The organism is Cryobacterium sp. SO1 (assembly GCF_004210215.2).
Taxonomy (GTDB): Bacteria; Actinomycetota; Actinomycetes; order Actinomycetales; family Microbacteriaceae; genus Cryobacterium.
The window spans coordinates 2,604,181-2,624,696 of sequence record NZ_CP067394.1; the positions used below are offsets into that span (position 1 = coordinate 2,604,181).

The following is a 20,516-nucleotide window of genomic DNA, read 5'->3' on the forward strand; positions in this document are numbered from 1 at the left end:
GATGCGTCTGAAGACCGCTGTGCGTCGCCGTCGGGGGGTGCCCGCCGGCATCCTGGTCGCACTGACCGCGCTCACCGGATGCGGAGCCATCGACGCTGCCGTCCCCGCCCCCTCGGCCGGCATCGGCCTGGCCCCCGGCACGGATGTGTTCGCCCTCTCGGTCGGCGACTGCGTCAATGCGCTCAATGGGGATCTTCACTCCGGGGTCAGCCTGGTGCCCTGCGCGGACGACCACGACTGGGAGATCTACTACCAAGCCGGTGTGCCAGGAACCGGTCCCTCCGGCGAGGACTATCCGGGCGACGAGGTGCTCATGGCCGCCGCCGAGACGGACTGCGGAGCACGGTTCGGCTCATTCCTCGGCCTCGACCCGGCCGCCGCAGCCGATACCGACGCGCGGGCCGATACCGTCTCGGAGCTCGGCTACACCTACCTGATCCCGTCGGAGACCGACGGGAAAGCCCGGGCCGAACACGGGTTCACCTGCCTCATCGGCACCATGGGCGGGCCGGTCGCCGGGTCACTGGCCGGCGCGGCCGGCTGAATTCACGCACGACGGGGGGCGGCCTGATAGTCGGCACGGTGGCCACCGCCGTCGACCGCGCGCCAGAGTTCGTTCTGCAGCAGCAGCGCCAGCTCGCGCAGCAACACGACGTCGACGCCGTCCTCGGTCCGCGGTCTCTGGTCGTACACGCACAGGGCGCCGATCCGTTCGCCCGAGGGCGACTCGATCGGAAACCCTGCATAAAAGCGCATCTTCGGATCGGCCACGACCAGGGGGTTGTCGCGGAAGCGCTCATCCAGCAGCGCGTCGGGAACGACCAGAGCGGCGGGTTCGAGCACGGTGACCGTGCAGAACGAGCTGCTGCGGGGGATTTCGGCGACGTCCAGCCCCACCGTGGACTTGTGCCATTGCCGGTCGCCGTCGAGAACGGTGAACGCGGCCGCGCTGGTACCGAGCGACGAGCTGGCCAGGGCGACGATCCGGTCGAATCGCTCCTCCGGCTCGGTGTCGAGCAGGTTCAGCGCCATCAACGCCCGGTGCCGGGCGCCCTCGATCTCCTCGGACGTGCGGCTCTGCACCTCGGGCTCCTGCACCCTGTCGGAGCCCGGTGCGCGCTCCAGGAAGACCGCCATCCGCTCGGCCAGGGCATCCGCCCAGACTTCATAGTCGCTGGCAGCGAGGAACCGGCCGAGCGCGGAAACCGGCGGGCTCGTCAGCGGAATGAAGCAGAACCGGTCCACACCGGCGCACACCTCACGACTGACCCTGTTGAGCTCGAGAGCCTGCGCTCCGGCAAGCGCCCCGCACGGGCCGCGGAAGACCGGAAGATCCGCCAACGGCACGATCCCGGCCAGGAAAACCTCGGTGCCGAGGGAACTCGAGCGCTGGACCTGCTCGACCAACCGGCTCAGGTCCCGCCGCCAGGCCCGCACGGAGGTCAGCCGGCCGGCGTCACCGATGCCGAGAGTGAGCACCACCGCGTCGTAGCGCCACAGGTTGGCGAAGTCGATGTAGTCGGGCGCCGCACGTACGGTCATTTTCGGCCGAGAGACCACATCGACATCGGCGCCGCGGCCGGTGCGGGCAGTAAGCGCCCTGGCCAACGCCCCGGGCAGGGCGAGGGTATGGCTGAGCACACCCCAGCCGACGGCGGGACCGCCACCGACGATGAGGATACGGTCGCTGTCGATGCCCGGCGAATGAGCCTGGGGGGCATCGGTCGGAAATGGGATTCCGCGGAACTTGCGCTCGAGGGCGGTCGTCCAGGTTCGCATCACGGGGACCAGCGTCCAGCGCAGGGCTTCGCGCACGTGACCCTCCAAGGTGGTGCTGTGGGAACCGAGGTCCCACGCGAACATTGCATACAACTTGCATTCATCTTACGCATCCGCTCGTGTCATAAGATTCTTCAGTGTCCCCTGTTACTGATCCCCTGCGTATCGCCCTGGTTTCCCTGCACACCTCCCCCGGTGCCGAGCCCGGTTCGGGGGACGCCGGCGGCATGAATGTCGTGGTGCGGCACCAGGCCGAGGCGCTGGCGGCCCTGGGCCACCAGGTCGAGATCCTCACCCGTCGCTCCTCCCCCGAGATGCCCGCCGCCCGGCGCCTCACCGCGGGCGTCACCCTGCGTTACCTCGACGCCGGACCGCTCCGATCGGTGCCCAAGGGCGACCACGAGGGGTTCATCGACGACTTCCGCGCCCAGGCGGCCCGGCTCGGACCGTGGGACATCATCCACTCGCACCACTGGTTCTCCGGCATGGCCATGCTGCCGCTGGCTCGCGAGTTGGGCGTGCCGAACGTGCAGAGCTTCCACTCCATCGCCGCCGACGAGGCCACCCCGCTGTCGGATGGTGAGCGCCCGGAGTCCGGCGGACGGATGGCCGGCGAGGCCTGGTTGGCCCGGGAGTCCGACCTGATCGTGGCCGTGAGCGCCGCCGAGGCCGACACCGTGGTGCTGCGGCTGGGCGGGTCGATGGACCGCGTCGCGATCGTGCCGCCCGGTGTGGACGGGTCGCTCTTCCACCCGCTCGCCGCCGGCACGGCCGGCGCGGGCCGGGTCGCCGCCGACCGCGGTTACGCCGTCGTCGCCGGACGACTGCAGCCGCTGAAGGGCCTGGATCTCGCCATCCGGGCGATCGCCGCCGTGCCGGCCGCGCTGCGGCCCGAGCTTGTGATCGCGGGTGACGCGTCGGCCGACTACGACGGCTACATCGACGAACTGGGCCGACTGGCCGCCACGCACGGCATCACGGACGGGGTGCGCTTCGTCGGACCGCGTTCCCGCGTCGACCTGGCCAAGCTGCTCCGCGGCGCCCGGGTGGTGCTGGTTCCCTCGCACTCGGAGACCTTCGGCCTGGTGGCCCTCGAGGCCGCCGCCAGCGGCGTGCCCGTCGTCGCCCAGGGCACCGGCGGATTGCGCGAAGCGGTGCTCGACGGCGACACAGGCCTCCTGATCGAGTCGCGCGAGCCGCGGGTCTGGGCGGCAGCTCTCACCGAGGTACTGTCTGACCCCGCGCTGGCTGAGCGGCTGTCGCTGGCGGCCCGCGCCCGCGCCGAGAGCTTCGACTGGCCCCGCTCCGCCGCCTCGCTGTTGAGAGCGTACTGCACTTTGCTGCCGGTTGCGATTTGCGCGTGACCCTGCTCGACGGGCAGCGCTCGGTGTTGTTCGTTCACGCCCACCCCGACGACGAGACCATCTCCACCGGCGCCCTCATCGCCGAGTACGTCGCCAGGGGCAGCCGGGTCTTCCTGCTCACCTGCTCCCGCGGTGAACGCGGCGAGGTCGTCGACGGTCCGCTCACCGCCCTGGCCGGCACCGACGAGCTGGCCGAGGAGCGGGACCGGGAACTGGAACGGGCCACCGACATCCTGGGCATCACCGAACGCTTCTGGCTGGGCCAGCCGCCGGCCAGGGTCGACGGGCGCGAAGCCCGCCGCTATCGCGACTCCGGCATGGTCTGGCTCAGCCCCGGCCTGGCCGGACCGGCGGACGACGCCGCCGAAGACGCCCTGTCGGTGGCCTCGCTGGCGGAGGTCAGCGCCGACATCGCGGCCCTGGTCGAGCGGTTGCGGCCGTCCCTGGTGATCAGCTACGACGACGGCGGCGGCTACGGCCATCCCGATCACGTGCGTGCCCACGACGCGGCGCGTGCCGCATGCCTGGCCACCGGCGCCGACTTCGCCGAGGTGCTCGAGGCACCCGCGGCCGGCAGCGACTGGTTCGACCTGCCCCAGCACCTGAACGTGGTGACGGATGCGTTGCGCGCGCACGCCAGCCAGCTCACCGTGCACGGCGCCGAGATCGTGCACTCCGGCGGTCAGCGGGAGGCCATCGGCACCTCGGCCGGCCTGCGGCTGCATCCCCACGGCGCCGGCCCCGAGTGAGGCCGGCTCCCTTCCAGGTGATCCCTGGACACGGCCTGACTCACCCCGCATCCGCAGCTCGCCTGCCGCCGCATCCGGTCGCCGCCGGGGGCTGACGTCGGGCTCAGCCCAGGATCGCACCTGCCGCCGCCGTCACCCGCTCGCCATCCTCGCGCGGGGTCATCGACGCCGTCAGCAGCCGGCCCAGCTCGGGCGGTCCGCCGCGCTGGAATGCGGCGCGCTGCCGGGCCGCGCCGGTGCCGTCGATCCGCAACCGCGCCACTGCCTCCCTCGTCAACGCCGCGTCGCCAAGTTCTTCGAGGTCGGGCTCGAGCATCCGCACGAATCGGTCGAGGCACTCCGCCGCCGGGGCCAGTCCGCCGACCAGCGGGTCGAAGATCTGGTGTCTCATCCCGTGATGGGCCGAATGCAGCAGAGCGGCGGAGAGGAGTTCGGACGGCATCTGCGCGGACGCTCGTGCCGCGGCGTACCGCGCGGCCGGCACGGCCAGGGAGTGCGCCACGAAGGCCCGGCACAGGGCGGTGATGAACAGCGTGGTCTCGGCGTCGAGTTGTGCGTCGGCCACCCGGAACTCGATGGTGGGCAGGTGCTCCGAGAGGCGCACGTCCCACATGATCACTCCGAGGTCGACGGTGCCGCCGATGCCCAGCAGCCGAACGATCCGCCGGTCGTAGTCCGCCGCGTCGATGAAGGAGGGCGGGCAGCCCGAGGTCGTCCACCGGCGCAGCAACACCGTGCGCCAGCTGTCGTGCCCGGTGTCCTGGCCGCGCCACATCGGCGAGTTCGACGAAATGGCCGTCAAGAGCGGCAACCAGGGCCGCACCGCATTCAGGACGATCACGCCGGCCTCCCGGCTGGGGATACCCACGTGCACGTGCAGACCGCTCACCTGGTGGTCGGCGATGACGGCGTCCATGGTGCGCACGATACGTTGGTAACGCTCGGTGTCGGTGATCGACGGGAAGGGCGTCGTGTCGGGCGGAGTGCCGACGCTCGCCACGATGACACCGAGGTCGGCCGCCTGCTCGGCGACCACGCGGCGAAAGCCGGTCACGGCTGTGCGTGCCACGTCCATCCTGTCGAAAACCGCCGAGGCGTGCTCGATCTGCGAGGCCAGGAACTCCCGGTGCGTGACCTCGCGCCAGGCGGGCAGCACCGAGAGACGCGCGAAGACCTCATCGCCCACAGCCACCGGGAACAGGGTGTCTGCACTGAGGAACTGGAACTCCTCTTCGATGCCGAACGTCGCCACGTTGACCTCTTCCGTTCACGTCGGAACACGACAGTGTGATCCGCTTGCGACGAGTGTGGCCTCGCCCCGGATGGTGGTCAAGGGTCCGTCGCTCGGGGGCGCCGGGTCGTGCCGGGGCATCCGTGCCGCCCGTCGCGGACGGGTGCACAATGGTCGCGTGCACGCCGCCGCGGCCGTGCCGGATGGGAGATGGTCGGATGTGTAGATGGCTGGCGTACATCGGGGAACCTCTGCGCCCCTCGACGATCGTGCTCGACGCGAAGCACTCTATCGTCGCGCAATCGCTGAACTCCCCGCTCGGGGCCGAGACCGTGAACGGTGACGGCTTCGGCTTCGGCTGGTATCCCACGGACGCCCCGCAGGGCACCGAGCCGGCGCTCTTCCACAGCATCGAACCTGCCTGGAACGACGCGAATCTGAGCGAACTCACCCGGGCCATCACCAGCCCGCTCTTCTTCACCCACGTTCGCGCGGCGACGGCACCGCCGATCCAGCAGACGAACTGCCATCCGTTCCGCTACGAGAACTGGATGTTCATGCACAACGGCGCCATCACGGGGTGGCGACAGCTGCGGCGCGACCTGACGATGGCGATCGACCCGTCGCTGTACCCGAACGTGCTCGGCACAACGGACTCCGAGGTGCTCTTTCATCTCGCGTTGACCTACGGTCTTCGTGACGACCCGATCGACGCCATCGGGCGCGCCATCCGCACAGTCGAGTCCGTCGGTCACGACCATGGCGTGCAATTTCCCTGGCAGGGCACCGTTGCCGTCTCGGACGGCTCAACCCTGTGGGCGTTCAGGTACTCGTCCCAGGGGCGCACGCGGTCGCTGTTCCATTCGGCGGACATCCGCACGTTGCGCCAGATGTACCCGGACCAGGAGCGTCTGGCCGCCTTCGGCGATCAAGCGAAGGTCGTCGTCTCGGAACCGCTCAACGATCTCCCGGGAGCCTTCGTGGAGGTACCGGAATCATCCGCACTCATCCTCGACCTGGACGGGTACCGGCATCAGGAGTTTCTGGCTGACTGACGGGTTCTCAACAGCGTGTGGCAACAACTCAAGGGTGGAGATGCGGGGAATTGAACCCCGGTCCATTGCTGTGGTCATGTTTCTTCTACGGGTGTATCCAGTGAAGACGTTCTACTCGGCTCCGGAACTTGCCACTGTCAGCTGATCCGACGAGCCCAGCCCTCGTTTGAGTCCCCCTATACCCCGAGGCTCAGGATAGGAGCAATCTCTCTAAATGACGTCAGGGTCCGGGTAGAGAGCATTCCCGGTCTGACGGTCTCAATGTGGTTCTACTTAGGCCGCGAGGGCGAAAGCGGAACGCGAGACAGTGCGGTTTGAATTGGCACTTATTGTTTTGCAGAGATCGTTAACGAGATAACCCTGCATCCTCGACCCGCTTCTCACAGTTACGCAGGCAATGTCGAAACCGATCATCCCCATGGTCGTACCGCCGACTCTAATGAGCGAAGCAGTACGCGATTGTTGTCACACGCTGTTGAGTTGCCAATCTTGTTTCCAAGACCGCAGTGGCGAACATTGCAGCCCACCACTACGGCCTTTCAGGATACAACACTTTCGCCCCGCTCCGGTAGCGCCACCTCGCTGGCCTCGCTGGCCTCGCTTGTCGACGCCGTGCTGAGCCTGTCGAAGGCTGAAGGAAACTTACGAAACTCGATTGTGGAATATCTGAGGTTTCCTCACATTTATCTCTGATTCGTGAGAGAATGGGGTTATGGATGAAGAGCTAGCCGGCTCCACCGCACCGACGGGAACTCCTCCCGCCGGTCCGAATCTCCATGACTGGAACACAGCTTTGGCCGCTCCGGCGCCGGATGCTTCCGACCTCGATGCTGCCGTCTCGGATTCGGCCGGCTTGCCTGCCGCCAACCTAGGCGGCACCACCGACACTCCGACCACGGGCGGCACCCGCCCGGCCAACTCCCGTCGCGGCCTCACGGACGGGCGGCCCAAGTGGCGGGATCCGGCCGAGATGCCCGGGGTGCAACGGGCGCACACCGGGGTGTTCGGTGAGAAGTTGCAGGCTCTGGAGGATGCGGCTGACACGGTGCGGGCGGTGATGGATTCGCTGGACGTGAATGCGTTGAGTGACGCCGAGGTGGTGGCGTTGACGCAGATGGTGGAGCGTGCCGGCCGGCCGGTGGATGCGGCCCGGGTCAGTACCGCGACGGTGGTGGGCTACCGGTCCCGGTCCGGGTTGGGCCGGGACTCGATGGCCTGGCGGTTGGGCGCGACGCACTCGAATGACCTGTTGATCCGGTTGACCGGCGCATCGGTGCCGGAGATGAAACGCCGGGTGCTCTTGGGCGAGAAGGTGGCCCCGCGGGTATTGGGCGGGGTGGTGTTGGAGCCGGTGTTCCCGTTCGTGGCCGCGGCGCTGGCCGCGGGCGAGCTCGGCATCGACGCGGCCGAGAATATCGTGACGGGCCTGTCCGACTACAAGGTGCACGGCCGCTTCGACGCGAACCAAGCCGACGTGGATGCCGGTGAGGCCGGTTTGGTCGAAAGCGCCACCGGGTCGGTCTTCGGCCGCACCCCCGGCCCCGCAGAAACCCGCCCGGACGCTGACAGCGGCGCCGACACCGACACGGACGCCGGCACCGGCACGGACGCCGGCACCGTCTTTACGGGTCCGATCGCCCGCCTGGGTGACTCGGCCGGGTTCACCTTCCCCGCCGACCGGATCCGGGAAATGACCCAGACCTGGCAGGCCGCACTGAACCCCGACGGCGCCGCACCCACCGAAGCTGTTCTCGAGGCGAAATCGACGCTCTCTTTCGGCAAGCTGACCCGGGGGTTGCACCCGCTGCGCGGCGGAGTGACGCCGGAACTCAAGGGCATCATCCACACCCTCTTCGACAGCTTCCAATCCGCCCGCAGTGCACCCGCGTTCCCCTCCGCGGAGGACCAGCAGCGCATCGAGGCCGGCGAACTCGTGCCCGGCCAGATCCTGGACGAACGCACCGGCGGCCAAAAACGCGCCGACATCCTCCGCGGCATCCTGGTCCAGGTCGCCCAAGACCCCCGCACCCCCACCATGGGCGGCATGCCACCCACGGTGATGGTGCACGTGAGCGCGACCGACCTGCTCGCCGGCACCGGTGTCGGCTGGATCGACGGCATCGAGGGGCCGATCTCGATGACAACCATCAACCAAATGATCGACAACGGCGGCTTCCAACCGATCTTCTTCGGCGGCACCGGCGCCGTGCTGGCCCTGGGCAACAAAGCCCGCTGCTTCACCCCGATGCAACGCAAAGCCATCACCGCCCGCGACGGCGGCTGCATCATCCCCGGCTGCACCTGCCCACCCCAATGGACCGAGGTCCACCACGTCGTGCCCTGGCAGAACGGCGGCCCCACCAACGTCACCAACGGGGTCCTGCTCTGCTGGCGCCACCACCACGGCATCACCCACACCGACGGCTGGAAAATCCGCATGATCCTCGGCATGCCCGAAGTCAAAGCACCACACTGGATCGACCCCACCGGCACCTGGCGCACACCACCCCAACACCGCGCCCACAACCCCACAACCCGAAAACCACCCCACACCGAATGAGTTAGGCCCGGCCGGGTTGGCGGGCTGGCTGGGTTGTCTGGGCTGTCTGGGCTGTCTGGGCTGTCTGGGCTGGCTGGGCTGGGCTGGGCTGGCTGGGCTGGCTGGGCTGGCTGGGCTGGCTGGGCTGGGCTGGGCTGGGCTGGCTGGGCTGGGCTGAGCTGAGCTGAGCTGAGCTGAGCTGAGCTGAGCTGAGCTTGGCTGAGCTTGGCTGAGCTTGGCTGGCTGGGCTGGCTGTCTGGCTGGCTGTCTGGCTGTCTGGCTGGCTAGTCGCCGAGGTTACGGCGGGCGGAGATGGCTCGGTCGGACTCGCGCTTGTCCTGGCGTTCGCGCAGGGTCTGGCGTTTGTCGAATTCCTTTTTACCCTTGGCCACCGCGATCTCGACCTTGGCCTTGCCGTCGCTGAAATAGATCTTCAGCGGAATGAGGGTGTAACCACCCTCCTTGGTCTTGTGGCTGATCTTGATGATCTCCTGCTTGTGCAGCAGCAGCTTTCGCTTGCGACGGGGCGGGTGGTTCGTCCAGGTGCCGGCGGTGTACTCCGGAATGTGCACGGCATCCAGCCACGCCTCGCCGGACTCGATGAACGCATATCCGTCGACGAGCGACGCCCGCCCGGCCCGCAACGACTTCACCTCGGTGCCGCTGAGCACCATTCCGGCCTCGTACGTATCCTCGATGAGGTAGTCGTGGCGCGCCTTGCGATTGGTCGCAACGACCTTCTCGCCTTTTTCCCTGGGCACGGCATTCTCCTCGATCGGTTCGGTTAAATCGGCCGGGCATCCGCCGGGCAGCCCATCAGTCTAGTGGATCTGATCAGACCTTCAGATAGCGGGTGATCGCGAAGTTGGCCGACGCCGCGGCCAGCGCCGCACCGAGGACCAACAGAATGGGCACCACGGTGAACGCATCATCGAGGCCGACCAGGGCGAATCCGCTCAGGCTGACGCCCAGATAGCCCTGCACGAAGTAGTGCACGATCGCCACGATCGCACCACCGGCCAGCAGCGATCCCAACAGCGCCGCGAAGACACCCTCGAGGATGAACGGAGTTTGGATGAACCGGTTCGACGCGCCCACCAACCGCATGATGCCGAGCTCCTTGCGCCTGGAGAAGGCCGACAGCCGGATGGTCGTGGCGATCAGCAGGGCCGCCGCCACGAGCATCAGCGACGCGATCCCGATGGCCGTGTAACTGGCCACGTTCAGCACCGAGAAGATCTGGTCGAGGTACTTGCGTTGGTCGGCAACGTTCTCGACACCGGCGACACCGGAGAGGCTCTCCACCAGCACGTCGGAGTCCGCGGGGTTGGTCAGGTTCACCCAGAAGGTCTGGTTGAGCTGATCGGCCGTCACATAGTCGGCCACGGGGTTGCCCGCGAACTGCGTCTTGAAGTTCTCGAACGCCTGCTCGTGGGTCTCAAAGTAGTACTTGTCGATGAAGGTCGTCAGCGTCGGGGACTGCAGCTGCGCCTCCACCGAGTCGATCTGCTCCTGGCTGGCCTCGCCGGCCGTGCAGGTCTCCCCCGGCGAGATGGCGGTGCACATGTAGATGCCCACCTGTGCGCGGTCGTACCAGAAGTTCTTCATCTGGCCGATCTGCATCTGCATGAGGATCGCCGCTCCGACGAAGGTCAGCGAGATGAACGTGACCAGAACGACCGAAACGACCATCGAGGCGTTGCGGCGCAGGCCGTTGGATGCTTCGGAAAGCACAAGTCCGAGTCTCATCGGGTGGGTCCTACGTTCTGCTCACTGGTCGGGTCGGGCTTTTCGCCCGGAGCGCGCAGGCCGAGTTTCTCGGCCAGGGTGAGCTGTTCTGGTTCGTCGTGCTGGGTGACCGGAAGGACCGGCCTGGACATCGTGGAGGTCGGCGGTTCAACCGGAGACTCAGCATCCGACCGCGGGGTGACCGCAGCGGGAGCGTCGGCTCGCGGCGCAAGCGGCGCAGGCGGAGCAGGCGGAGCAGGCGCAAAGGCCGGCACGTTCTCTGCAACGGCAGGCCGGGTCTCGGCTGCCGGCACGGACTGTGCGGCGGTCGGTGCGGCGGTCGGTGCCGCGGTCTCGGCGACGGTCTCTGCGGGAACAGTCGGCGGAGCGGTGTTCACCGCGACGGCGGCGGCCTCGACCTCTGCCGATGCCACCTGCTGGGGCAGCACCTCGGGCGCGGGGTGGGTGAACGGCTCGACCGGGGTCTGATCGGTGATCGGCCCGGCGCTCGATGCCGTTGTCGGCATCCGCGACGACCGGGACGCGGCCCGTTCGCCCGGCGCAAGCACCATCGGGATGGCCGCGGTGGCGTAACCGCCCTGGCGCTCGTCACGCACGATCTGGCCCGCGGAGAGTTCGATCACGCGGCGCTTCATCTTGTCGACGATGCCCGCCTCGTGCGTGGCCATGATCACCGTGGTACCGCCGGCGTTGATCCGAGCCAGCAGCGACATGATCTCGGCACTGGTGGTCGGGTCGAGGTTACCGGTCGGCTCGTCGGCCAGAACGATCTGCGGCTTGTTCACGATCGCGCGGGCGATCGCCACACGCTGCTGCTCACCACCGGAGAGTTCGTGCGGCAGCCGCTGCGCCTTCTCGGCCAGCCCCACCATGTGCAGGGTGTCGGGCACGGCCTCCTGGATGTACCCGCGAGACTTGCCGATCACCTGCAGGCTGAACGCAACGTTGTCGTAGACGGTCTTGTTCGGCAGCAGGCGGAAGTCCTGGAAGACGACCCCGAGGTTGCGGCGGAAGTACGGCACCTTGCGGTTGGAGATGGAGCGCAGGTCCTGGCCGAGCACGTGAATGCTTCCGCTGGACGGCTTCTCCTCCTTCAACATCAAGCGAAGGCAGCTGGACTTACCCGAGCCCGAAGCCCCGACCAGGAAGACAAATTCGCCGCGAAGAATCTCGACGTCGATTGAGTTCAGGGCCGGACGGTTCGTACCGGGATATTTCTTGGTGATGTGATCAAATCGGATCATGGCGTTTCGAGCCTAGGCAGCCATCCGCGTTTTACCTACTTGCGACATGCCTCAACCAGCAAGTCCAAAGGTTCGCGGGCGTCGTGCCGGCGCCTTAATCGGTCGGGGTTTTGCGCCACCGGATGCCCGCGGCGATGAATCCGTCCAGGTCGCCGTCAAAGACGTTGGACGGGTTGTTGACCTCGTACTCGGTGCGCAGGTCCTTGACCATCTGGTACGGAGCGAGCACGTAACTGCGCATCTGGTCACCCCAGCTGGCGGTGATGATGCCGGCGAATTCCTTCTTGGTGGCCGCTTCCTGCTCACGCTGCAGCAGCAGCAGCCGGGAGGCCAGCACCCGCATGGCCGCGGCACGGTTCTGGATCTGGCTCTTCTCGTTCTGGCAGCTCACCACCAGGCCGGTGGGCAGGTGGGTGATGCGCACGGCGGAGTCGGTGGTGTTGACCGACTGGCCGCCGGGGCCGCTGGAGCGGAACACGTCGACCCGGATGTCGTTGTCGGGGATCTCCACGGCCTCGGCCTGCTCGATCAGCGGTACCACCTCGACGGCGGCGAAGGAGGTCTGGCGCTTGCCCGCGGAGTTGAACGGGCTCATCCGCACCAGCCGGTGGGTGCCGGCCTCGACGCTGAGGGTGCCGAAGGCGTACGGCGCGTTCACCTCGAAGGTGGCGGACTTGATGCCGGCCTCTTCGGCGTAGCTCACGTCGAGCACATTGGTGGTGTAGTCGTGCTGCTCGGCCCAGCGCAGGTACATCCGCAGCAGCATCTCGGCGAAGTCGGCGGCATCCACCCCGCCGGCACCGGCACGGATGGTGATCACGGCCGGGTTCGGGTCGAACTCGCCGTTGAGCAGGGTGTGCACCTCGAGGTCGCCGAGCACCTTCTGCACGCTCTTCAACTCGGCGGTGGCCTCCTCGGCCGACTCCTGGTCGCCCTCGGCGTTGGCCAGCTCCACGAGCACCTCGAGGTCGTTCAGGCGCGACTCGATGCTCTCGATGCGCTTGAGCTCGCTCTGGCGGTGACTGAGGTCGCTGGTCACCTTTTGGGCGTGCTCGGAGTCGTTCCACAGGTCGGGGGCACCCGCCGCATCGTTCAGTTCGGCAATGTCCAGGCGCAGCCTGTCCATGTCGATCACCGACCGGATGTCGTCAAACGTGGCCCGCAGCGCGGCGATCTGCTCAGAGAAATCCAACTCAATCATTGTGGAATCCAGCCTACCGGGCGAGAGGTAGCATCGAACGGATGAGTACCGACCGCCCCTTCAGCCTCCGGGGAGTGGCTCTCGCGGCGTTCCTGCCCACCATGCTCTTCTCGATCGGCGAGGGCGCGATGATCCCGCTGATCCCGCTGGTGGCCGACAGCCTCGGTGCCTCCCTCGCGTTTGCCGGATTCATCGCGGCCATGGTGATGGTCGGCGAACTCGTCGGGGACATTCCCAGCGGCGCGGTCGTGTCGCGCTTCGGCGAGCGGAACTCGATGATCGGCGCGTCGCTGCTGGCGATCCTTGCCGTGCTGGTCTGCATCGTCGCCCCCAACCCGGTCGTCCTGCTGGTCGGCATCTTCCTCATCGGCCTGGCCACCGCCGTTTTCGCCCTGGCCCGGCACGCCTTCATGACCAGCTACGTACCCGTGGCCTACCGGGCCAGGGCCCTCTCCACCCTCGGCGGCGTCTTCCGGGCCGGCTGGTTCGTCGGCCCGTTCATCGCGGCCGGCGTCATCCAGCTCACCGGCAGCACCACCGCGGTCTTCTGGGTGTTCATCGTCTGCTGCCTGGCGGCGGCCGTGGTGCTGATGCTGCTGCCGGACCCCTCAAGCACCTTCGCCAGCGCAGCGCCCGGAGCACCCACCGGCACCACCGTGCGCACGGCCGGAGAGGACGAAGCCAAGGCGGAGACCACCGGCCTGTTCGCCACCATCTGGCGCTACCGCGGCGTGCTGCTACGACTCGGCACGGGCGCGGGCCTCGTCGGCGCGATGCGCGCCACCCGCACGGTGATGCTGCCGCTCTGGGCGGTCAGCATCGGCATCAACGAGCCGGACACGGCCCTGATCATCGGCATCGCCGGCGGCATCGATTTCGCCTTGTTCTACGCCAGCGGCCAGATCATGGACCGGTTCGGCCGGATGTGGACGGCGATCCCGTCGATGATCGGGCTGGGCATCGGCATGGTCGCCCTCTCGTTCACCCACGACCTGCCCGACAACGTGGCATGGTTCATCGCCGTGGCCATGTTCCTGTCGCTGGCCAACGGCATCGGCAGCGGTCTGCTGATGACCCTGGGCGCCGACCTGGCACCGGCAACCGGGCCGGCACCGTTCCTGGGTGCCTGGCGTTTCACCGCCGATTTCGGCAGCGCCGCCGCTCCCCTGGCCGTCGCCGGCATGACCGCGGTGTTGTCGCTGTCGGTGGCCAGTGGTGTCATGGGCATCGTGGGGCTCCTCGGCGCCGGGGTGCTCTGGCGCTACATTCCCCGGTACGCACCGCGCCACCCTCGTTTTTTCCCGAGAGAAAGATAGCCATCATGCCCCTGCACGGCGAGTACCAGCCCAGCCCTGAGAAGTGGGTCCGCGATCAGGTCGACCTCTACGAGACCTCTGGCGGCACCGCGGGCACCACAATGCGCGGGATGCCCGTGATCGTGCTGAGCACCGTCGGAGCGAAGTCCGGGAAGATCCGCAAGGCCCCGCTGATGCGAGTCGAGCACGACGGCCGGTACGCCGCCGTCGCATCGCTCGGCGGCAGCCCGAAGAACCCGGTCTGGTACGCCAACGTTCTCGCGCATCCGCTCGTGGAGGTGCAGGACGGCCCGATCAGGCAGGACATGCGGGCGCGGGAGATCACCGGCGAGGAGAAGGCACTGTGGTGGGAACGCGCGGTGGCCGCGTACCCGGACTATGCCGACTACCAAAAGAAGACCGACCGGGTCATCCCGGTGTTCCTGCTCGAGCCGTTGTCCTAGTGGCCCGCTCCAAGAAGCGCGGCCCGCAACTGGACCGCATCATTCTCGAGAACCTGCTGGACGACGACGGCGCCCTGGTGGGGCGCGGCGACGACAGGGAGGCCGAGCGGTTCAGCCGGGTGGATTTCTCCGGCCGGGACCTCACCGGCACGAGCTTCACCGAGTGCGAGTTGCACGCCGTGGACCTGAATACCACGGTGCTGCGCGGCAGCTCCTGGTCGGAATGCATCGCCACCGAACTGCACGCCGCGGTGTTCAGCGCACCCCGGTCGTCCTGGCGGGACGTGCGCATCGAGCATTCCAGGCTCGGTTCGGTGGAGATGTACGACGCGAACCTGCGCAGCGTTCAGATCGACGGTTCGAAGCTGGACTTCGTGAACCTGCGGAATTCCACGCTCACGGACGTGCTGATCAGCAACTGCATCATCGACGAGCTCGACCTGTCCAGTGCCGTCGTGCAGCGGCTGGAACTGCACGACTGCCGCATCGGCACGCTCGACGTGGCCGGCGCCCGCCTCACCGACGTCGACCTGCGCTCGAGCGACTTCTCGGCCATCCACAGCCTTGAGGGCCTCAAGGGCGCCACCATCGACGACGCTCAGCTGTCGATGCTGGCGCCGCTGTTGGCCGCGCACCTCGGCATCCTGGTCGAATAGTCGGCTAGAGCCACTTCTCCGCGAGGTGCTCGGCCACGACCCGGCGAATGGTGCCGCTCTTGCCTCGCAGCACGATGGACTCTGTGCGGATCTTCGGGCCCATCTTGCGCACCCCGCCGACCAACTGGCCGTCGGTGACGCCCGTGGCCACGAAGTAGGTGTTGTCGCTGGTGACGAGGTCGTCCACGCCCAGGATCCGCTCGAGGTCATGGCCCGCGTCGATGGCCTTCTGCGCCTCGTCGTCGTCCTTGGGGTGCAGCCGGGCCTGGATGAACCCACCGAGCGCCTTGAGTGCGCACGCGGTGATGATGCCCTCCGGGGTGCCGCCGATGCCCACGCACATGTCGATGCGGGTCTCGCTCAGCGCAGCGTTGATGCCGCCGGCCACGTCGCCGTCGAGCATCAGGCGGGTGCCGGCTCCCGCGGCGCGCACCTCGTCGATCAGGCCCGCGTGGCGCGGACGGTCGAGGATGGCGATGGTCATGTCGGCCACGTCCTTGCCCTTGGCCTTGGCGAGGGCGCGGATGTTCTCGCCGATCGGCTGGCGCAGGTCCACAACACCGTGGCCCTCCCAGCCGGTGACGATCTTGTCCATGTAGAACACGGCGCTGGGGTCGTACATGCTGCCGCGGTCGGCGACGGCGATCATGCTCAGCGCGTTCTGGCGGCCGTTGGCCGTGAGCGAGGTGCCGTCGATCGGGTCGACCGCGATGTCGCACGACGGCCCGCGGCCACTGCCGACGTGCTCGCCGTTGTAGAGCATGGGGGCGTCGTCCTTCTCGCCCTCGCCGATGACGACAACGCCGTCGAAATCGACCGTGCCGAGGAACTTGCGCATGGCGTCGACCGCGGCACCGTCGGCGGCGTTCTTGTCGCCCCGGCCGATGAACGGCACCGCACGGATGGCGGCGGCCTCGGTGGCCCGCACCAACTCCATGCCGAGGTTGCGGTCGGGGTGCAGGTAGAGCGAAGCGTGTTCGGTATTCACCATTGGTGGTTGTCCTTCGAGGTCGTATGTGGGTTGCTGAGGGACGTGCCGCATCGAACGGTACCCGGCTCAGCTTACCCAGCCCCCGTTTTGGGGCAGGACCTTCTACCCCCGACGCGCTCGGCACGTGCACATCCGCTCTCGCTACACTTGACAGACACCCCAGCTCGATTTCGAGGAGACGCAATGCCCATCGCAACCCCAGACCAATACGCCGAAATGCTGAACAAGGCCAAGTCGAAGGGGTTCGCGTACCCCGCATTCAACGTTTCCTCCTCGCAGTCGATCAACGCCGTTCTCCAGGGCCTGACCGAAGCCGGCTCGGACGGCATCATCCAGGTGACCACCGGAGGCGCCGACTACTTCGCCGGCCACACCGTCAAGAACCGCGCCGCCGGCGCCCTCGCGTTCGCCAAGTTCGCGCACGCCGTTGCCGACAACTACCCCGTCACCGTTGCCCTGCACACCGACCACTGCCCCAAGGGCGCACTGGACGACTTCGTCCTGCCGCTGATCTCGGCCTCCGAGACCGCAGTCGCCGACGGCTTCAACCCAATCTTCCAGTCGCACATGTGGGACGGCTCCGCCATCGCGCTCGACGAGAACCTGGAGATCGCCAAGGGCATCATCACCCGTACCAAGGCGATCAACGCCATCCTCGAGGTCGAGATCGGCGCCGTCGGCGGCGAAGAAGACGGCGTTGAGGGCGACATCAACGACAACCTGTACACAACCTTCGACGACACCGTCAAGATGATCGAAGCCCTCGGCCTCGGCGAGCAGGGCCGTTACATGGCCGCCCTGACCTTCGGCAACGTGCACGGCGTGTACAAGCCCGGCAACGTCAAGCTGCGCCCGGAGCTCCTTGCGGAGATCCAGGAGAGCGTCGCCGCCAAGTACGGCACCAGCGCCCTGCCGCTCGACCTCGTCTTCCACGGCGGCTCCGGCTCGACCGACGCCGAGATCGCGGAAGCCGTTGCCAACGGCGTCGTGAAGATGAACGTCGACACCGACACCCAGTACGCGTTCACCCGCGCCATCGCCGACTACATGCTGAAGAACTACGACGGCGTGCTCAAGGTCGACGGTGAAGTGGGCAACAAGAAGCTGTACGACCCTCGCGCTTGGGGCAAGGTTGCCGAGACGGCCATGGCCGCCCGCGTCGCCCAGGCCACCCGCCAGCTCGGCTCCGCCGGACACTCCAACAGCTAGATCAGAAACAACCGGATGACGATGGCAGAGAACGCTCCAGACCAGTCGCCGGCGACCCCGCCGGTGGACTACCGCCCCCAGCCCCGCTACGGCGAGCTGGCCCCGGAGGGCTGGACCTGGACCCCGCCGCAGGACGAACACGCGCCCGCGGACTCTGCCGTCGTCAGCCCGGAACCGGTCCAGGCCCCCGTGACCCCTGGCCGTGCCGTACCGAGCTCGGCACCAGGATCGGCACCGACCTGGGACCGACCCGTCACCCTCAGCCTGCTGATCCTGGGGGTGCTCGGCGCGTTCTTCACCATCTCGATCCTCGGCTCGATGCCGGAGGCCTTGCAGACGCTCTACACGCAGGCGAGCCTGGGCGATTACACCGCCGCCGACTCGGTCGGCGCGATCATCACCGGCGGCAGCATCGGCCTCGGCGTGCTCTGGCTGGCCACCGCCACGGTCTCGACCATGCTGCTGCTCCGTGGCCGCCGGGCGTTCTACGTTCCGATCGTCGGCGGCGTCGTCGCTTTCGTGCTGCTGGTCGCGGTCACCGCCGTTGTGCTCGCCGGCGATCCGGCACTGCTCGACTACTTCAGCCGGCCGTAACCGCGCAGCCCGGCAGGACTACTCGGGCTGGCTGACCCGGCCACCGAGCGCCCGCGCGTCGGTCTTGCCCTGCAGATCCTTACGCAGTTCCTTGGGTAGCGAGAAGAGCAGATCTTCCTCAGCGGTCTTGACCTGCTCCACGTCTCCGTAGCCGGCATCGGCCAGGTCGCGCAGCAGTTCCTCCACCAGTTCCTCCGGCACGGAGGCCCCGCTGGTGACGCCGACGGTGTTCACTCCGTCGAGCCATTCCTGCTTCACTTCGTTGGCGTAGTCCACCCGGTAGGCGGCCTTGGCGCCGTATTCCAGCGCCACCTCCACCAGACGCACCGAGTTGGACGAGTTGGCCGATCCGACGACGATGACCAGGTCGGAGTCGCGGGCGACCTTCTTGATGGCCACCTGACGGTTCTGGGTGGCGTAGCAGATGTCGTCGCTGGGCGGGTCCTGCAGGTTGGGGAACCGGGCCCGCAGGCGCCGGACGGTCTCCATGGTCTCGTCGACGCTCAGCGTGGTCTGCGATAACCAGACCACCTTGTTCGGGTCGCGCACGGTGATGGTGTCGGCTTCATCGGGGCTGCCGACCAGGGTCGTGTGCTCCGGCGCTTCGCCGGCGGTGCCCTCGACCTCTTCGTGACCCTCGTGGCCGATCAGCAAGATCTCGAAATCGTCCCTGGCGAAGCGCACGGCCTCGCGGTGCACCTTGGTGACCAACGGGCAGGTGGCGTCGATGGCCGACAGGCCGCGCTCAGCGGCGGCGTTGACCACGGCCGGCGACACGCCGTGGGCGCTGAAGACGATATGCGAACCGGTGGGAACCTCATCCACTTCTTCGACGAAGATGGCACCCTTCTTCTCGAGTTCGCTGACCACGTGGGTGTTGTGCACAATCTGTTTGCGCACGTACACGGGGGCGCCGTACAGCTCGAGGGCCTTCTCGACGGCGATGACGGCGCGGTCCACGCCGGCGCAGTAGCCGCGTGGGGCCGCGAGCAGCACCTTTTTCGGCCCTTCCACCGGGGTATCCTTGAGCCTGTTGGCCAGGCTCGGAATTCTGGGCATGCCAAGGCCGATCACGGGCGCATTAGTACTGGTACTCACCTGAACAGTCTAAGCGGGCGCGTCTGGACAGACCGTGCGAGCCGTCAGTAGACCTGCAGACCTGGAGAACCATGAACGCTGTCACGATGCCCGCCGCCGGCGATGAGCCGCCCACCGTCGACGCCCCCTGGCCGGTCGCGGTGCTCTCGAACAAGATCCGCGGCTACATCGAACGGCTCGGCACCGCCTGGGTCGAGGGTGAGATCGTGCAGTGGGGCGCCAGCGGCGGCAACGTCTACGGCAAGCTCAAGGACCTCTCGGTGGATGCGACGGTGAGCTTCACGGTGTGGTCGTCGGTGAAGGCCCGCCTCACCGGTGACTTCAAGCAGGGCGACCGGGTGATCGCGCTGGTCAAGCCCAACTACTGGGTCAAGGGCGGCACCCTCACGATGCAGGTCTTCGAGCTGCGGCACGTGGGGCTGGGCGACCTGCTTGAGCGTCTCGAACGGTTGCGCGCTCAGCTCACGGCGGAGGGCCTGTTCGATGCCTCCCGCAAGCGGGCGCTGCCCTTCCTGCCGCACCGCATCGGCCTGGTCACCGGCAAGGACTCCGACGCCGAGAAGGATGTGCTCCGCAACGCCCAGCTGCGCTGGCCGGCGGTGGACTTCAGCGTTGTGCACGCCGCCGTGCAGGGCGACCGGATGGTCGGCGAGGTCACCGCGGCCATCACACGGCTCGATGCCGACCCGGAGGTGGATGTCATCATCGTCGCCCGCGGCGGCGGCGACTTCCAGAACCTGCTCGGCTTCAGCGACGAGTCCCTGGTGCGCGCCGTCGCGGCCTGCACCACCCCGGTGGTCAGCGCCATCGGCCACGAGGCCGACCGGCCGCTGCTCGACGATGTGGCCGATCTGCGCGCCTCCACCCCCACCGACGCCGCCAAACGGGTCGTACCCGACGTCTCCGACGAACTCAACCGGGTGCAGCAGGCCCGGGCGCGCCTGAGCAGCCGGCTCACCGGCACCCTCGCCACCGAGGTGGACAGGCTCGGCACCCTCCGCAGCCGCCCGGTGCTCGCCGGCGCCGACTGGATCATCGACAGCCGCTCGCAGGACCTCACCCGGTTCGTGGCCCGCGGTGCCGAGCTGATGCACCGCACCCTCGAACGCGCGGGCTCCAGCGTGCTGGAACTCCGCTCCCAGCTGCGCGCCCTCTCCCCGCAGGGCACCCTGGACCGCGGCTACGCCATCGTGCAGCTGCCCGACGGCCACGTGCTGCGCTCGAGCGACCAGGCGCAGGCCGGCACCGATCTGCTGATCACCGTGGCCGTGGGCACCGTGCCGGCCGTCTCGAAATAG

The 20,516-nt window shown here is 67.8% G+C and carries 19 protein-coding genes and 1 other RNA gene; 11 read left to right on the top strand and 9 right to left on the bottom strand.

Annotated elements, in window-relative coordinates; all coding sequences use genetic code 11:
• Position 1: 1 nt before the first annotated feature.
• Positions 2-544 (top strand): hypothetical protein, encoded by a 543-nt coding sequence (locus BJQ95_RS12320; protein WP_130178953.1) that lies wholly within the window; start codon positions 2-4, stop codon positions 542-544.
• 2 nt (positions 545-546) lie between these two features.
• Here BJQ95_RS12320 and BJQ95_RS12325 read toward each other — a convergent pair whose 3' ends face one another.
• Complete coding sequence (locus BJQ95_RS12325; RefSeq protein WP_130178952.1) at positions 547-1,863, bottom strand: GAF domain-containing protein; 1,317 nt, start codon at positions 1,861-1,863, stop codon at positions 547-549.
• 53 nt (positions 1,864-1,916) lie between these two features.
• Here BJQ95_RS12325 and BJQ95_RS12330 point away from each other — a divergent pair, with 53 nt between their 5' ends.
• Together BJQ95_RS12330 and BJQ95_RS12335 are read left to right on the top strand one after the other, a co-directional pair.
• Positions 1,917-3,143 carry a glycosyltransferase gene (locus tag BJQ95_RS12330; protein ID WP_130178951.1) on the top strand — a complete coding sequence of 409 codons (1,227 nt, stop codon included), beginning with the start codon at positions 1,917-1,919 and terminating at the stop codon, positions 3,141-3,143.
• A complete protein-coding gene (locus BJQ95_RS12335; RefSeq protein ID WP_240694902.1) occupies positions 3,140-3,892 on the top strand; it encodes a PIG-L deacetylase family protein in 753 nt (250 codons plus the stop codon). The genes BJQ95_RS12330 and BJQ95_RS12335 overlap by 4 nt, the downstream gene beginning before the upstream one ends.
• A 103-nt stretch (positions 3,893-3,995) precedes the next feature.
• Here the strand turns inward: BJQ95_RS12335 and BJQ95_RS12340 are convergent, their stop codons facing one another.
• On the bottom strand, positions 3,996-5,144 hold the full coding sequence (locus BJQ95_RS12340; RefSeq protein WP_130178949.1) for a YbdK family carboxylate-amine ligase: 1,149 nt from the start codon (positions 5,142-5,144) through the stop codon (positions 3,996-3,998).
• Positions 5,145-5,341: 197 nt separating this feature from the next.
• Between BJQ95_RS12340 and BJQ95_RS12345 the strand changes: the two genes are divergently transcribed.
• On the top strand, positions 5,342-6,178 hold the full coding sequence (locus tag BJQ95_RS12345; RefSeq protein ID WP_130178948.1) for a class II glutamine amidotransferase: 837 nt from the start codon (positions 5,342-5,344) through the stop codon (positions 6,176-6,178).
• Positions 6,179-6,210: 32 nt separating this feature from the next.
• Here the strand turns inward: BJQ95_RS12345 and ssrA are convergent.
• Positions 6,211-6,596, bottom strand: a transfer-messenger RNA (tmRNA) gene (gene ssrA, locus BJQ95_RS12350).
• A gap of 294 nt (positions 6,597-6,890) precedes the next feature.
• On the opposite strand from ssrA, the gene BJQ95_RS19430 reads away from it, so the two are divergent.
• Complete coding sequence (locus BJQ95_RS19430; RefSeq protein WP_305088556.1) at positions 6,891-8,738, top strand: HNH endonuclease signature motif containing protein; 1,848 nt, start codon at positions 6,891-6,893, stop codon at positions 8,736-8,738.
• Between the two features lie 263 nt (positions 8,739-9,001).
• Here BJQ95_RS19430 and smpB read toward each other — a convergent pair whose 3' ends face one another.
• The 4 genes from smpB to prfB all read right to left on the bottom strand — a co-directional run bounded on the left by smpB (position 9,002) and on the right by prfB (position 12,911).
• Positions 9,002-9,478: an SsrA-binding protein SmpB gene (smpB, locus tag BJQ95_RS12365; protein WP_066599783.1), complete on the bottom strand. Its 477-nt coding sequence runs from the start codon at positions 9,476-9,478 to the stop codon at positions 9,002-9,004.
• Between the two features lie 73 nt (positions 9,479-9,551).
• Complete coding sequence (gene ftsX / locus BJQ95_RS12370; RefSeq protein WP_130176114.1) at positions 9,552-10,466, bottom strand: permease-like cell division protein FtsX; 915 nt, start codon at positions 10,464-10,466, stop codon at positions 9,552-9,554.
• Positions 10,463-11,710: a cell division ATP-binding protein FtsE gene (gene ftsE / locus BJQ95_RS12375; RefSeq protein ID WP_130176115.1), complete on the bottom strand. Its 1,248-nt coding sequence runs from the start codon at positions 11,708-11,710 to the stop codon at positions 10,463-10,465. The genes ftsX and ftsE overlap by 4 nt, the downstream gene beginning before the upstream one ends.
• 94 nt (positions 11,711-11,804) lie before the next feature.
• Positions 11,805-12,911 carry a peptide chain release factor 2 gene (gene prfB, locus BJQ95_RS12380; RefSeq protein ID WP_130176116.1) on the bottom strand — a complete coding sequence of 369 codons (1,107 nt, stop codon included), beginning with the start codon at positions 12,909-12,911 and terminating at the stop codon, positions 11,805-11,807.
• Positions 12,912-12,952: 41 nt separating this feature from the next.
• Here prfB and BJQ95_RS12385 point away from each other — a divergent pair, with 41 nt between their 5' ends.
• Genes BJQ95_RS12385 through BJQ95_RS12395 form a run of 3 tightly spaced genes read left to right on the top strand, consistent with a single transcriptional unit; the run spans position 12,953 to position 15,326 of the window.
• On the top strand, positions 12,953-14,227 hold the full coding sequence (locus tag BJQ95_RS12385; protein WP_130176117.1) for an MFS transporter: 1,275 nt from the start codon (positions 12,953-12,955) through the stop codon (positions 14,225-14,227).
• A 5-nt stretch (positions 14,228-14,232) separates the two neighbouring features.
• On the top strand, positions 14,233-14,670 hold the full coding sequence (locus tag BJQ95_RS12390) for a nitroreductase family deazaflavin-dependent oxidoreductase (RefSeq protein WP_130176118.1): 438 nt from the start codon (positions 14,233-14,235) through the stop codon (positions 14,668-14,670).
• Entirely contained in the window at positions 14,670-15,326 is a 657-nt protein-coding gene (locus tag BJQ95_RS12395; RefSeq protein WP_130176119.1) for a pentapeptide repeat-containing protein, read from the top strand. Before BJQ95_RS12390 ends, BJQ95_RS12395 begins: the two co-directional genes overlap by 1 nt.
• Positions 15,327-15,330: 4 nt before the next feature.
• On the opposite strand, the gene glpX is transcribed toward BJQ95_RS12395, so the two are convergent.
• A complete protein-coding gene (glpX, locus tag BJQ95_RS12400) occupies positions 15,331-16,317 on the bottom strand; it encodes a class II fructose-bisphosphatase (RefSeq protein WP_130176120.1) in 987 nt (328 codons plus the stop codon).
• 183 nt (positions 16,318-16,500) lie between these two features.
• On the opposite strand from glpX, the gene fbaA reads away from it, so the two are divergent.
• Both fbaA and BJQ95_RS12410 read left to right on the top strand, forming a co-directional pair.
• Positions 16,501-17,526: a class II fructose-bisphosphate aldolase gene (gene fbaA / locus BJQ95_RS12405; RefSeq protein ID WP_130176121.1), complete on the top strand. Its 1,026-nt coding sequence runs from the start codon at positions 16,501-16,503 to the stop codon at positions 17,524-17,526.
• Between the two features lie 15 nt (positions 17,527-17,541).
• Positions 17,542-18,120 carry a DUF6264 family protein gene (locus tag BJQ95_RS12410; protein ID WP_130176122.1) on the top strand — a complete coding sequence of 193 codons (579 nt, stop codon included), beginning with the start codon at positions 17,542-17,544 and terminating at the stop codon, positions 18,118-18,120.
• Between the two features lie 18 nt (positions 18,121-18,138).
• On the opposite strand, the gene BJQ95_RS12415 is transcribed toward BJQ95_RS12410, so the two are convergent.
• Positions 18,139-19,179 carry a 4-hydroxy-3-methylbut-2-enyl diphosphate reductase gene (locus BJQ95_RS12415; protein WP_130176144.1) on the bottom strand — a complete coding sequence of 347 codons (1,041 nt, stop codon included), beginning with the start codon at positions 19,177-19,179 and terminating at the stop codon, positions 18,139-18,141.
• Positions 19,180-19,289: 110 nt separating this feature from the next.
• Here BJQ95_RS12415 and xseA point away from each other — a divergent pair, with 110 nt between their 5' ends.
• Complete coding sequence (gene xseA / locus BJQ95_RS12420; protein WP_240694563.1) at positions 19,290-20,516, top strand: exodeoxyribonuclease VII large subunit; 1,227 nt, start codon at positions 19,290-19,292, stop codon at positions 20,514-20,516.